Below are 12,982 nucleotides of genomic sequence, written 5' to 3' on the forward strand. Positions count from 1 at the left end.
ATATTATCGTCATGCTATGGTACATACATTCACAAATGTATGTAAATCTGACTCCTGTAAATTCACTCACCTATGGCACGAAAAACTAAACAACAAGCGCTGGAAACCCGACAACATATTCTGGATGTGGCGATACGTTTGTTCTCGCAGCAAGGTGTTTCAGCAACCTCGCTGGCGCAAATTGCTCAGGCCGCCGGTGTGACGCGAGGAGCGATTTACTGGCATTTTAAAAACAAGTCAGATCTGTTCAGTGAAATCTGGGAGCTTTCAGAGTCCAGCATTAGCGATCTCGAGAGTGAGTATCGGGCAAAATTCCCAGACGATCCACTCTCAGTATTGAGAGAAATATTAGTATATATCCTTGAAGCAACGGTAGTTGAAGAACGTCGCAGATTAATGATGGAGATTATTTTTCATAAATGCGAGTTCGTGGGCGAGATGGCGGTCGTGCAGCAGGCGCAACGAAGCCTCAGTCTGGAAAGCTATGACCGTATTGAGCACAACCTGAACCTCTGTATGGAGGCAAAACTACTACCTGCCAATCTGTTGACCCGTCGGGCGGCGATTCTGATGCGCAGCTACATTTCTGGTCTGATGGAAAACTGGCTTTTTGCACCGCAATCGTTTGATCTTAAAGCGGAAGCTCGCAGCTACGTGGCGATTTTACTGGAAATGCTACAGCTTAGCCCGACGCTGCGCAGCGACGCGCCTTCGCTAACGGCCTGACCCCTTTCCAGGATTTATCTCAGAGGCTTACGTTCGCGCTATTCTGCATCTGACGAGCGTGATATTCTTCACGCCGGACTATTTTCGGTCATCTTCTGACATCATTCACAACTATGCTGCCCATCAATCGCTCGCAACATCCTGTTTTTGCATTGCTCTTTGCGATGCTGTTTTTCTTCGCCACGGCGCCGCTGACCTGGGCCCGCGCCGATAACAGCAACGATATTCCCACGCGTGCTGACGTTCAGTCGCAACTCGACACGCTGAACAAACAAAAAGAACTCTCTCCTCAGGAAAAACTGACGCAGCAGGATCTGACGGAAACGCTGGAAACGCTGGATAAAATTGAACGCGTTAAGGCTGAAACCGCACAGCTTCGTCAGAAGGTGGCGCAGGCCCCTGAAAACATGCGCAAAGCGACGGAGTCGCTGAATGCCCTGAGTGACGTTGATAACGACAACGAAACGCGCAAAACGCTCGCCACGCTCTCCTTACGCCAGCTGGAATCGCGCGTCGCCCAGTTGCTCGACGATCTGCAAACCGCGCAGTCCGATCTCGCGACCTACAACAGCCAGCTTGTCTCCCTGCAAACCCAGCCCGAGCGCGTGCAAAATGCGATGTATACCGCGTCTCAGCAGCTGCAGCAGATCCGCAACCGCCTGAACGGCACGACGATGGGTGAAGGCACGCTGCGCCCGACGCAGCAAACCCTGCTGCTGGTTCAGCAGTCGTTGCTCAATGCGCAGATCGAACAGCAGCGTAAAAGCCTGGAAGGGAATACGGTGCTGCAGGACACTCTGCAGAAACAGCGTGATTACGTCACCGCGAACATTAATCGTCTGGAGCATCAGCTTCAGCTTTTGCAGGAGGCGGTTAACAGCAAACGCCTGACCCTGACGGAAAAAACCGCCCAGGAGGCCGTATCCCCTGACGAAACCGCCCGTATTCAGGCCAACCCGCTGGTAAAACAGGAGCTTGAGGCTAACCATCAGCTCAGCCAGCGCCTGATACTGGCGACGGAAAACGGCAACTCGCTGGTTCAGCAAAATATCAAGGTCAAAAACTGGCTGGATCGCGCCCTGCAGGCGGAACGCAACATCAAAGAGCAGATCGCGGTCCTGAAGGGCAGCCTCCTGCTGTCGCGTATTCTCTACCAGCAGCAGCAGACGCTTCCGTCCGCCGACGAGCTGGAGGACATGACCAACCGCATTGCGGATTTACGTCTGGAACAGTTTGACGTCAACCAGCAGCGCGATGCCCTTTTCCAGAGCGATACCTTTGTCGCCAAAATTGAAGAGGGACACTCCAGCGACGTGAACCCGGAAGTGCACGACGCGCTGCTCCAGGTCGTGGATATGCGTCGCGAGCTGCTGGACCAGCTCAATAAACAGCTGGGTAACCAGCTGATGATGGCCATTAACCTGCAAATCAACCAGCAGCAGCTGGTGAGCGTCTCGAAAAGTCTGCAGGAGATCCTGACCCAGCAGATTTTCTGGGTAAACAGCAACAAGCCGATGGACTGGGACTGGGTTAAATCCTTCCCTGAGACGCTGAAAACGCAGATTAAGAGCATGAAGATCACCGTAAACTGGGAGAAAGCCTGGCCTGCGGTAATGATTGCTTTTCTGGCCGGTTTGCCGCTGCTGCTGATTGCCGGTCTCATCCGCTGGCGTCTGGGCTGGCTGAAAAAATACCAGGCGAAGCTGGCCTCCGAAGTAGGGCAGCTGCGCAACGATAGCCAGCTCCATACGCCAAAAGCGATTCTGATTGACCTTATTCGCGCCCTGCCGGTGTGCCTGATTATTCTGGCTGTGGGTCTGATTCTGCTCACTATGCAGCTCAACGTCAGCGATCTGCTGTGGGCGTTCAGTAAAAAACTGGCGCTGTTCTGGCTGGTGTTTGGCCTGTGCTGGAAGGTACTGGAAAAAGACGGCGTGGCGGTGCGTCATTTCAACATGCCAGCGCAGCTGACCAGCCACTGGCGTCGTCAGATCGTGCGCATCAGCCTGGCGCTCCTGCCGCTGCACTTCTGGTCGGTTGTCTCTGAACTTTCCCCGCTGCATCTGATGGATGACGTGCTGGGCCAGCTGGTCATCCTGCTGAACCTGCTGCTGATTGCGATCCTGATGTGGCCGATGTGTCGCGACAGCTGGCGTGATAAAGAGTCCCACAATATTCGTCTGGCCACCGTGACGGTGCTGGCGATCATTCCGCTGGCGCTGATGGTGCTGACGGCAACGGGCTACTTCTATACCACGCTGCGCCTGTCCGGGCGCTGGATTGAAACGGTCTATCTGGTGATCGTCTGGAACCTGCTCTATCAGACCGTACTGCGCGGCCTGAGCGTGGCGGCACGCCGTATTGCCTATCGCCGCGCCATCGCGCGTCGTCAGCATCAGGTGAAAGAGGGGGCCGAAGGCGCTGAGCCGCAGGAAGAGCCGACCATCGCGCTGGAGCAGGTTAACCAGCAGACGCTGCGTATCACCATGCTGGTGATGATCGCCCTGTTTGCGGTGATGTTCTGGGCGATCTGGTCCGATCTTATTACCGTTTTCGCCTATCTCGACAGTATTACCCTCTGGCAATACAACGGAACCGAAGCCGGCGCGGCGGTCATGAAAAGCGTGACCATGGGCAGCCTGCTGTTTGCGCTGGTGTCGTCGGTGGTCGCCTGGGCGCTGATCCGCAACCTGCCTGGCCTGCTCGAAGTGCTGCTCCTGTCACGTTTGAATCTTCGCCAGGGGGCGTCCTACGCCATCACCACGATCCTCAACTACGTCATCATCATTGTCGGAGCGATGACGGTCTTTGGCTCGCTTGGCGTCTCGTGGGATAAACTGCAGTGGCTGGCGGCGGCCCTCTCGGTCGGTCTTGGTTTTGGCCTGCAGGAGATCTTCGGTAACTTTGTGTCCGGCCTGATCATCCTGTTCGAACGTCCGGTACGTATCGGCGATACCGTCACCATCGGCACGTTCTCGGGAACGGTCAGCAAGATCCGCATTCGTGCCACCACCATCACCGACTTCGATCGCAAAGAGGTGATCATCCCGAACAAAGCGTTCGTGACCGAGCGTCTGATCAACTGGTCGCTTTCCGATACGGTGACGCGCGTGGTGATCCGCCTGGGCGTGGCCTATGGATCGGATCTGGATAAGGTGAAAGAGGTGCTGCTGAAGGCGGCGTCTGAACATCCGAAAGTGATGCACGATCCGGCTCCGGCGGTGTTCTTTACCACCTTTGGGCCGAGTACGCTTGATCACGAGCTGCGTTTATACGTGCGTGAACTGCGTGACCGCAGCTACACGGTGGATGAGCTTAACCGCTCTATCGATCGTCTGTGCCGTGAAAACGATATTAATATCGCCTTCAACCAGCTTGAGGTTCACCTGCGTAACGAGAAAGGTGATGAGCATACGGAAGTGAAGCGCGACATTAAGGGTGATGACCCGACTCCGGCTTAATCTATTTTCCCTCTCCCCTCTGGGGAGAGGGCAGGGTGAGGGGGAAGTTTCCCCTCAAAATCCCGCCGCACAATCTCCAGCGCCTTAAGCACCGTCTCGGCGGGGATCTCATGATTCTCCAGCAGCATAATCAAATCGACGGCCAGCTTGACCTCATCGGGTGCATTTTCCAGTGACATGGGTGTGGCTCCTGTTAACGGGTCAAACGTTCTATGACGCGTTCAATGTCATCCAGCGCCTGACGGCAGCGGACGATGCGTCCTTCCAGCGCGCTAATCTCGCGCATCAATAGCTGCTGCTCTTCCAGCGTTTCGCTGTTGTTCAGACGCACCTCGCGTTCACGCTTCATCTCAAACAGCCGGCGCTCAAACTCCTGGTTCTCGAGCCGCTTGCGCTGCCATTTGCCGAGCCCCGGCGAGGCGCTGTCCCAGGCGCGCAGCGGCCAGGCGGCGATTTCGCGATGCAGTGCGGTGATCTGCTCGGTGAGATGCTCTGCAAGCCACGCCACCTGTTCCTGTTGTTCATTCTCAACCGCATGGCGAAGCTCGTCGAGGTTCGTCTGCGCTTCAGCCAGGTAATCCTGAATGACGGTGCTGCGGGTACGAAAAAGCTGCCGGTCAAAGCGCGGCTTCAGCGTGGCGTGCCCCATCAGCGGCGTGGCCTGCGCCCGCAGAGCGATCAGCTGATTTTGCAGCCTCTCAAGAAGCAGTGCTGTTTTCAAGGCGCTCTCCAGTGGTAAAGTAGCCGTTCAGTTTGATAACGATTCGCATTATGCAGCGTACTATTTTAATCATCATTGGCTGGCTTGCGGTAGTGCTGGGCACGCTGGGTGTAGTATTACCCCTGCTGCCGACCACGCCGTTTATCCTGCTGGCGGCCTGGTGTTTCGCCCGCTCGTCGCCGCGTTTTCACCACTGGCTGCTCTACCGCTCATGGTTTGGCGGGTACTTACGCCACTGGCAAAAACACCGTGCCATGCCGCCAGGCGCCAAGCCGCGCGCGATCGCGGTGATCCTCATCACCTTCGCCATTTCATTATGGCTGGTGAAAATGATGTGGGTGCGGATCCTGCTGCTGATCATTCTCTCCTGCCTGCTTATCTTTATGTGGCGGATCCCCGTGGTTGATGAAAAGCAACAAAAGCACTGAAGCCTCATCATGGCTGTTGCAATTATCACGCGCAGCCAGTAAATTCGACCGTTTTCGAGCACAGGTGCGCCTGGTCAAAGGTTAAACAATTGTTGCCTTGGCCGACTCGTTGCGCGCTGTGAGTAACACTGTTTCATTTAGGCACAAACCGATGACCGCAACTGCACAGCAGCTTGAATATCTGAAAAACAGCATCAAAAGCATCCAGGACTACCCAAAGCCTGGCATTCTTTTCCGTGATGTCACCAGCTTGCTGGAAGACCCGAAAGCGTACGCACTCAGCATTGAACTGCTGGTCGAGCGTTACAAAAACGCCGGGATCACCAAAGTAGTAGGTACCGAAGCCCGTGGCTTCCTGTTTGGCGCACCGGTTGCGCTGGCAATGGGCGTGGGTTTTGTGCCGGTGCGTAAGCCGCGCAAACTGCCGCGTGAAACCATCGCAGAAAGCTACGAGCTGGAGTACGGCACCGATCAGCTGGAGATCCACGTTGACGCGATCAAGCCTGGCGACAAAGTGCTGGTGGTTGACGATTTGCTGGCGACCGGCGGAACCATTGAAGCGACCGTGAAGCTGATCCGCCGTCTGGGTGGGGAAGTGACCGACGCGGCCTTCATCATCAACCTGTTCGATCTCGGCGGTGAACAGCGCCTGGAAAAACAGGGCATTACCAGCTACAGCCTGGTGCCTTTCCCGGGTCACTAATCCCGGTTTTCACAACCTCGCTCAATGGGTGAGGTTGTGATAGCATTCCCCTCCATAAATTCACCTTCCAGCGTTGCAGAGCCTGCCCATGAGTTATCAGGTGTTAGCCCGTAAATGGCGACCACAAACCTTTGCTGACGTTGTCGGTCAGGAACATGTGCTGACGGCCCTGGCGAACGGCTTGTCGCTAGGTCGTATCCATCACGCCTATCTTTTTTCCGGCACCCGCGGCGTCGGTAAGACCTCTATTGCCCGTTTGCTGGCAAAAGGTCTCAACTGCGAAACCGGGATCACCGCCACGCCGTGCGGCGTGTGTGATAACTGCCGGGAGATCGAGCAGGGGCGTTTTGTCGATCTGATCGAGATCGACGCCGCCTCGCGCACCAAAGTTGAAGATACCCGCGACCTGCTGGACAACGTCCAGTACGCCCCGGCGCGCGGCCGCTTCAAGGTCTACCTGATCGATGAAGTGCACATGCTCTCGCGCCACAGCTTCAACGCCCTGCTGAAGACGCTGGAAGAGCCGCCCGCGCACGTGAAGTTCCTGCTGGCGACCACCGATCCGCAAAAGCTGCCGGTCACGATTTTATCGCGCTGCCTGCAGTTCCACCTGAAGGCGCTGGACGTCGAGCAGATCCGCGCGCAGCTCGAGCACATTCTCGATGAAGAGAACATTCTCCACGAATCGCGCGCCCTGCAGCTGCTGGCCCGCGCGGCGGACGGCAGCCTGCGCGATGCGCTCAGTCTGACCGATCAGGCGATTGCCAGCGGTGACGGCAAACTCTCCACCGAGGCGGTCAGCACCATGCTCGGCACGCTGGATGACGATCAGGCGCTGTCGCTTATCGAAGCGATGATTGCCGCTAACGGCGAACGCGTGATGTCGCTGGTGAACGCGGCCGCTGCCCGCGGTATTGAGTGGGAAGGGCTGCTGGTTGAGATGCTTAGCCTGCTGCACCGCGTGGCAATGCTGCAGCTTTCTCCGTCGGCCATTGGCGCGGATATGGCCGCCATTGAACAGCGGATGCGTGAGCTTGCCCGCACCGTGCCGCCTGCCGACGTGCAGCTTTATTACCAGACGCTGTTGATTGGTCGCAAAGAGCTACCGTTTGCGCCGGATCCGCGGATGGGCGTTGAAATGACGCTGCTGCGCGCGCTGGCGTTCCACCCGCGCATGCCGCTGCCGGAGCCGGACGTGCCCCGACAGTCTTTCGCCCCGGTTGCGCCGACGGCGGTGATGTCACCGCAGCAGGTGCCACCGCAGCCGACGCCGCCACCGCAGCAGAACGTACCGCTGTCGGATGCCACCAGTTCGGTGCTTGCCGCGCGCAGCCAGCTGCAGCGTGCTCAGGGAGTAACCAAACCAAAAAAGAGTGAACCGGCAGCGCCAGGAAGAGCGCGGCCGGTGAACAACGCCGCGCTTGAACGACTGGCCTCGGTAACGGAGCGCGTACAGTCGCGTCCGGCACCGTCCGCGCTCGAGCAGAAAGCCCCGGTGAAAGAAGAGGCTTACCGCTGGAAGGCAACCACTATCACCGAAACGGTGAAGGAAGAGGTTGCCACGCCGAAAGCGCTGAAAAAGGCGCTGGAGCATGAAAAAACGCCGGAGCTGGCCGCGAAGCTTGCCGAAGAGTCCATTGCGCGCGACGCCTGGGCCGCCGAGGTCAGCAAACTCCAGCTGCCGAAGCTGGTCGAGCAGGTCGCGCTGAATGCCTGGAAAGAGCAGGACGGCAATCAGGTGCGTCTGCACCTGCGTCCGGGCCAGCGGCACCTGAATTCCCCTGGCGCGCAAAAGGCGCTGGCCGAGGCGCTCGCCACATTACAGGGGGCGCCGGTTGAATTGACTATCATTGAAGATGATAATCCGGCAGTGAAAACGCCGTTGGAGTGGCGCCAGGCCATTTATGAAGAGAAGCTCGCGCAGGCGCGCGAGGCGATTATTGCGGATAACAACATTCAGACCCTGCGCCGGTTCTTCGACGCCGATCTGGATGAAGAGAGTATTCGCCCCATTTGATCGTGAGTCTGACTTACGGTTGTAATCCTTAAACGTGAAAGAAGAGAGAAGCCTATGTTTGGTGGAAAAGGCGGTCTGGGTGGCCTGATGAAGCAGGCTCAGCAGATGCAGGAAAAAATGCAGAAGATGCAGGAAGAGATCGCTCAGCTGGAAGTCACGGGTGAGTCCGGTGCCGGTCTGGTCAAGGTGACCATCAACGGTGCGCACAACTGCCGTCGCGTGGAAATCGACCCGAGCCTGCTCGAAGACGACAAAGAGATGCTGGAAGATCTGGTTGCAGCCGCGTTTAACGATGCCGCTCGCCGTATCGACGAAACCCAGAAAGAGAAAATGGCCTCCGTTTCCAGCGGCATGCAGCTGCCGCCTGGCTTCAAGATGCCGTTCTGATGCAAACCAGTCCGCTGCTCACGCAGTTAATGGAAGCGCTGCGCTGTCTGCCGGGCGTTGGCCCGAAGTCGGCGCAGCGCATGGCGTTTACGCTATTGCAGCGCGACCGCAGCGGCGGGATGCGCCTGGCGCAGGCTCTGACCCGCGCCATGTCAGAAATTGGTCACTGTGCGGATTGCCGCACCTTTACCGAGCAGGACGTGTGTAACATCTGTACGAACCCGCGTCGTCAGGAAAACGGTCAGATTTGCGTGGTGGAGAGTCCGGCGGACATCTACGCCATCGAACAAACCGGGCAGTTTTCCGGGCGCTACTTCGTGCTGATGGGGCATCTCTCCCCGCTGGACGGCATCGGCCCGGACGATATCGGTCTTGACCGCCTTGAACAGCGTCTCGAGTCCGAAACCATCAAAGAGGTGATCCTCGCCACCAACCCCACGGTGGAAGGGGAGGCAACCGCCAACTACATCGCCGAACTGTGCTCGCAGTATGGCGTTGACGCCAGCCGCATCGCCCACGGCGTGCCGGTCGGCGGCGAGCTGGAGATGGTCGACGGCACCACGCTGTCGCACTCTCTGGCCGGACGTCACAAGATTATTTTCTGACCAAACGGAGGCTGCGCGAGCCGCCTCCGCTTGAAAATTTCCCCCCGTATCCCCATCTCTCCCTCAACGTTTTACAACCCCATTAAATGGCATTGTTGAGGTCGACATAGATGAAAGGACAAGAAACCCGTGGTTTCCAGTCAGAAGTAAAACAGCTTCTGCACCTGATGATCCATTCCCTGTATTCCAACAAAGAAATTTTCCTGCGTGAGCTGATTTCCAACGCCTCGGATGCGGCGGACAAGCTGCGCTTCCGCGCGCTGTCCAACCCGGATCTGTACGAAGGCGACGGCGAGCTGCGCGTGCGCGTCTCTTTCAATAAAGAGAACCGCACCCTGACGATTGCCGATAATGGCATCGGGATGAACCGCGACGAGGTGATCGACCACCTCGGGACCATCGCGAAATCAGGCACCAAAGCGTTCCTGGAGTCCATGGGCTCTGACCAGGCGAAAGACAGCCAGCTGATCGGCCAGTTCGGCGTCGGTTTCTACTCGGCGTTCATCGTGGCGGACAAAGTCACCGTGCGCACCCGCGCGGCGGGCGACAGCGCCGAGAACGGCGTGCTGTGGGAATCCAAAGGGGAAGGCGAATACACCGTTGATGACATCACCAAAGCGGATCGCGGCACCGAAATCACCCTGCACCTGCGTGAAGGGGAAGATGATTTCCTGAACGACTGGCGCGTACGCTCCATCATCAGCAAATATTCCGACCACATCGCCCTGCCGGTCGAGATTGAAAAACAGGAAGAGAAAGACGGTGAAACCGTGGTTTCCTGGGAGAAAATCAACAAGGCGCAGGCGCTGTGGACGCGTAACAAGGCTGAAATCAAAGACGACGAGTACAACGAGTTTTATAAGCACATCGCCCACGACTTTACCGACCCGCTGACCTGGAGCCACAACCGTGTGGAAGGTAAGCAGGAGTACACCAGCCTGCTGTACATCCCGGCACAGGCGCCGTGGGACATGTGGAACCGCGATCACAAGCATGGCCTGAAGCTGTACGTGCAGCGCGTATTCATCATGGACGACGCCGAGCAGTTCATGCCGAACTATCTGCGCTTTGTGCGCGGCCTGATCGATTCCAACGATCTGCCGCTGAACGTCTCCCGCGAAATTCTGCAGGACAGCACCGTCACCCGTAACCTGCGCAACGCCCTGACCAAACGTGCGCTGCAGATGCTGGAAAAACTGGCGAAAGACGATGCGGAAAAATACCAGACCTTCTGGAAACAGTTCGGTCTGGTGCTGAAAGAAGGCCCGGCTGAAGACATGGCGAACGTTGAAACCATCGCCAAACTGCTGCGCTTTGCTTCTACGCACACCGACTCCTCCGCGCAGACCGTGTCGCTGGAAGAGTACATCTCCCGCATGAAAGAAGGGCAGGAGAAGATCTACTACATCACCGCCGACAGCTACGCCGCGGCGAAGAGCAGCCCGCACCTGGAGCTGCTGCGTAAGAAAGGCATCGAAGTGCTGCTGCTTTCCGACCGCATCGACGAGTGGATGATGAACTACCTGACCGAGTTCGACGGGAAAGCGTTCCAGTCCGTTGCTAAAGCGGACGAATCCATCGACAAGCTGGCGGATGAAGTGGACGAAAGCGCGAAAGAAGCCGAGAAGGCGCTGGAGCCGTTCATTGAGCGCGTGAAAACCCTGCTGGGCGACCGCGTGAAAGAGGTGCGTTTCACTCACCGTCTGACCGACACTCCGGCCATTGTCACCACCGATGCCGACGAAATGAGCACCCAGATGGCGAAGCTGTTCGCCGCGGCGGGCCAGGCGGTACCGGAAGTGAAATATATCTTTGAGCTTAATCCGGATCATCCGCTGGTGAAACGCGCGGCGGATACCCAGGACGACGCCCGCTTTGCCGAGTGGGTTGAACTCCTGCTGGATCAGTCCCTGCTGGCCGAGCGAGGCACGCTGGAAGATCCTAACCTCTTCATTAAACGTGTGAATGCGCTGCTGCTGGCGTAACTGACCACGCCTCTCCTGGTCTTCTCCCTCTCCCCGAGGGAGAGGGCCAGGGTGAGGGCACCAGACCGCACTATCCCAAATTATCTCCCCCCATTAACCGTTTCAGCCTTCCTGCCTTCCTTGAGCGATGCCCGTTCTGGTGGTATTGTTTAGCGCTTTTGAAAAATTGAAACGACTTTTGAGGGGATTTTCGCAATGCGTATTATTCTGCTTGGCGCTCCGGGCGCGGGTAAAGGAACTCAGGCTCAGTTCATCATGGAGAAATACGGTATTCCGCAAATCTCCACCGGTGATATGCTGCGCGCCGCTGTTAAATCTGGCTCCGAGCTGGGTAAACAGGCGAAAGACATCATGGACGCAGGCAAGCTGGTGACCGACGAGCTGGTAATTGCTCTGGTCAAAGAGCGCATTGCTCAGGAAGACTGCCGTAACGGTTTCCTGCTGGACGGCTTCCCACGTACCATTCCTCAGGCTGACGCCATGAAGGAAGCGGGCATCAACGTGGACTACGTTCTGGAGTTCGACGTACCGGACGAGCTGATCGTTGACCGCATCGTTGGCCGTCGCGTACACGCTGCCTCTGGCCGCGTTTACCACATCAAATTCAACCCACCTAAGGTTGAAGGCAAAGACGACGTGACCGGCGAAGAGCTGACCACCCGTAAAGACGATCAGGAAGAGACCGTGCGCAAGCGCCTGGTGGAATACCATCAGATGACTGCGCCGCTGATCGGCTACTACACCAAAGAAGCGCAGGCGGGTAACACCAAATACGCCAAAGTTGACGGCACCAAAGCCGTGGCTGACGTGCGTGCTGAGCTGGAAAAAATCCTCGGCTAATTGCATCTCTCTCACCCGGGCCACCGGGTGAGAAAAATTCTCATCTTACCTATTACAGCAATGGGTTTCGTTTAAACGCATTTCCGCTACAATTGACAACCATTCAAATGGTTAAGAGGCGTGAATGAGTCAGGCGAAAACCGGCATCCTGCTTGCCAATCTGGGCACTCCAGAAGCACCTACATCAGACGCGGTAAAACGCTACCTGCGACAATTTTTAAGCGACACGCGCGTCGTGGATTTTCCGCGACTGCTGTGGTGGCCGCTGCTGCGTGGCGTCATTCTGCCGATCCGTTCTCCGCGCGTCGCCAAACTCTATCAGTCCGTCTGGATGGAAGAGGGCTCGCCGCTGATGGTCTACAGTCGTCGTCAGGAGAAGGCGCTGGCCGCCCGCCTGCCGGAGATGCCCGTCGCGCTCGGCATGAGCTACGGCAAACCGTCTCTGGAAAGCGCGGTGGACTCGCTGCTGGCGCAGGGCGTGGACCATATCGTGGTGCTGGCGCTCTACCCGCAGTACTCCTGCTCGACGGTGGCCGCCGTCTGGGACGAGCTGGCGCGCATTCTGGCGACCCGCCGCCGCATTCCGGGCGTGACCTTTATTCGCGACTACGCGGATAACGAGCTGTACATCAAGGCGCTCGCCAACAGCGCGCGCGCGTCGTTTGAAAAACACGGCGAGCCGGATCTGCTGCTGCTCTCCTATCACGGCATCCCGCAGCGTTTCGCCAATGAAGGGGATGATTACCCGCAGCGCTGCCGCGATACCACCCGCGAGCTGGTTTCCGCCCTCGGCCTGCCGCCGGAGAAGGTGATGATGACCTTCCAGTCGCGCTTCGGCCGCGAGCCGTGGCTGACGCCGTACACCGATGAAACCCTCAAAATGCTCGGCGAGAAGGGCGTGAAGCATATTCAGGTGATGTCGCCGGGCTTCTCGGCAGACTGTCTGGAGACGCTGGAGGAGATCGCGGTGCAAAACCGGGAATTTTTCCTGGAGGCTGGCGGCGAAAAGTACGAGTACATTCCGGCGCTTAACGACTCCCCTGAGCATATCGACATGATGGTCTCGCTGGTAACGAACGGTCGCTGATCGCACTCCGGGCCGGGTTTGT

Annotated in this window: 12 protein-coding genes and 1 other annotated feature; of the genes, 10 read left to right on the plus strand and 2 right to left on the minus strand. The window is 57.5% G+C overall.

Annotated elements, in window-relative coordinates; translation table 11 throughout:
- Positions 1–72: 72 nt before the first annotated feature.
- On the plus strand, positions 73–726 hold the full coding sequence (acrR, locus tag ACVCAM_RS02715) for a multidrug efflux transporter transcriptional repressor AcrR (RefSeq protein WP_008499291.1): 654 nt from the start codon (positions 73–75) through the stop codon (positions 724–726).
- Between the two features lie 113 nt (positions 727–839).
- Positions 840–4,187 (plus strand): mechanosensitive channel MscK, encoded by a 3,348-nt coding sequence (gene mscK, locus ACVCAM_RS02720; RefSeq protein WP_348581522.1) that lies wholly within the window; start codon positions 840–842, stop codon positions 4,185–4,187.
- On the opposite strand, the gene rsmS is transcribed toward mscK, so the two are convergent.
- Together rsmS and priC are read right to left on the minus strand one after the other, a co-directional pair.
- A complete protein-coding gene (rsmS, locus tag ACVCAM_RS02725) occupies positions 4,184–4,366 on the minus strand; it encodes a pleiotropic regulatory protein RsmS (RefSeq protein WP_008499294.1) in 183 nt (60 codons plus the stop codon). The genes mscK and rsmS overlap by 4 nt on opposite strands.
- A gap of 14 nt (positions 4,367–4,380) precedes the next feature.
- Positions 4,381–4,908: a primosomal replication protein N'' gene (gene priC / locus ACVCAM_RS02730; RefSeq protein ID WP_023293139.1), complete on the minus strand. Its 528-nt coding sequence runs from the start codon at positions 4,906–4,908 to the stop codon at positions 4,381–4,383.
- A 50-nt stretch (positions 4,909–4,958) separates the two neighbouring features.
- Here priC and ACVCAM_RS02735 point away from each other — a divergent pair, with 50 nt between their 5' ends.
- The 8 genes from ACVCAM_RS02735 to hemH all read left to right on the plus strand — a co-directional run bounded on the left by ACVCAM_RS02735 (position 4,959) and on the right by hemH (position 12,960).
- Positions 4,959–5,336, plus strand: a complete 378-nt coding sequence (locus ACVCAM_RS02735) for a DUF454 family protein (protein ID WP_008499296.1) — start codon at positions 4,959–4,961, stop codon at positions 5,334–5,336.
- A gap of 151 nt (positions 5,337–5,487) precedes the next feature.
- Positions 5,488–6,039 carry an adenine phosphoribosyltransferase gene (gene apt, locus ACVCAM_RS02740; protein ID WP_000127359.1) on the plus strand — a complete coding sequence of 184 codons (552 nt, stop codon included), beginning with the start codon at positions 5,488–5,490 and terminating at the stop codon, positions 6,037–6,039.
- 88 nt (positions 6,040–6,127) lie between these two features.
- The gene (dnaX, locus tag ACVCAM_RS02745) at positions 6,128–8,056 is read left to right on the plus strand and encodes a DNA polymerase III subunit gamma/tau (protein ID WP_025912640.1); all 1,929 of its coding nucleotides are present in this window, start codon (positions 6,128–6,130) and stop codon (positions 8,054–8,056) included.
- Positions 7,386–7,450, plus strand: a sequence feature (DnaX frameshifting element). Its footprint overlaps the gene before it by 65 nt.
- A 54-nt stretch (positions 8,057–8,110) precedes the next feature.
- On the plus strand, positions 8,111–8,443 hold the full coding sequence (locus tag ACVCAM_RS02750) for a YbaB/EbfC family nucleoid-associated protein (RefSeq protein ID WP_003858972.1): 333 nt from the start codon (positions 8,111–8,113) through the stop codon (positions 8,441–8,443).
- On the plus strand, positions 8,443–9,048 hold the full coding sequence (gene recR / locus ACVCAM_RS02755) for a recombination mediator RecR (protein WP_008499298.1): 606 nt from the start codon (positions 8,443–8,445) through the stop codon (positions 9,046–9,048). Before ACVCAM_RS02750 ends, recR begins: the two co-directional genes overlap by 1 nt.
- Before the next feature lie 110 nt (positions 9,049–9,158).
- Positions 9,159–11,033, plus strand: coding sequence for a molecular chaperone HtpG (htpG, locus tag ACVCAM_RS02760; protein WP_025912641.1), 1,875 nt, complete (start codon positions 9,159–9,161; stop codon positions 11,031–11,033).
- 195 nt (positions 11,034–11,228) lie between these two features.
- On the plus strand, positions 11,229–11,873 hold the full coding sequence (gene adk / locus ACVCAM_RS02765; protein ID WP_006809841.1) for an adenylate kinase: 645 nt from the start codon (positions 11,229–11,231) through the stop codon (positions 11,871–11,873).
- Between the two features lie 124 nt (positions 11,874–11,997).
- On the plus strand, positions 11,998–12,960 hold the full coding sequence (gene hemH, locus ACVCAM_RS02770) for a ferrochelatase (RefSeq protein WP_023343508.1): 963 nt from the start codon (positions 11,998–12,000) through the stop codon (positions 12,958–12,960).
- The last annotated feature ends 22 nt before the right edge of the window (positions 12,961–12,982 follow it).

The organism is Enterobacter sp. CFEC122, assembly GCF_052983755.1.

What these genes read in the sequence shown, in the direction of transcription:
- acrR (WP_008499291.1), top strand. Translation starts at nt 73, where the DNA reads ATGGCACGAAAAACTAAACAACAAGCGCTGGAAACCCGACAACATATT.
- mscK (WP_348581522.1), top strand. Translation starts at nt 840, where the DNA reads ATGCTGCCCATCAATCGCTCGCAACATCCTGTTTTTGCATTGCTCTTT.
- rsmS (WP_008499294.1), bottom strand. Translation starts at nt 4,366, where the DNA reads ATGTCACTGGAAAATGCACCCGATGAGGTCAAGCTGGCCGTCGATTTG.
- ACVCAM_RS02735 (WP_008499296.1), top strand. Translation starts at nt 4,959, where the DNA reads ATGCAGCGTACTATTTTAATCATCATTGGCTGGCTTGCGGTAGTGCTG.
- apt (WP_000127359.1), top strand. Translation starts at nt 5,488, where the DNA reads ATGACCGCAACTGCACAGCAGCTTGAATATCTGAAAAACAGCATCAAA.
- dnaX (WP_025912640.1), top strand. Translation starts at nt 6,128, where the DNA reads ATGAGTTATCAGGTGTTAGCCCGTAAATGGCGACCACAAACCTTTGCT.
- ACVCAM_RS02750 (WP_003858972.1), top strand. Translation starts at nt 8,111, where the DNA reads ATGTTTGGTGGAAAAGGCGGTCTGGGTGGCCTGATGAAGCAGGCTCAG.
- recR (WP_008499298.1), top strand. Translation starts at nt 8,443, where the DNA reads ATGCAAACCAGTCCGCTGCTCACGCAGTTAATGGAAGCGCTGCGCTGT.
- htpG (WP_025912641.1), top strand. Translation starts at nt 9,159, where the DNA reads ATGAAAGGACAAGAAACCCGTGGTTTCCAGTCAGAAGTAAAACAGCTT.
- adk (WP_006809841.1), top strand. Translation starts at nt 11,229, where the DNA reads ATGCGTATTATTCTGCTTGGCGCTCCGGGCGCGGGTAAAGGAACTCAG.
- hemH (WP_023343508.1), top strand. Translation starts at nt 11,998, where the DNA reads ATGAGTCAGGCGAAAACCGGCATCCTGCTTGCCAATCTGGGCACTCCA.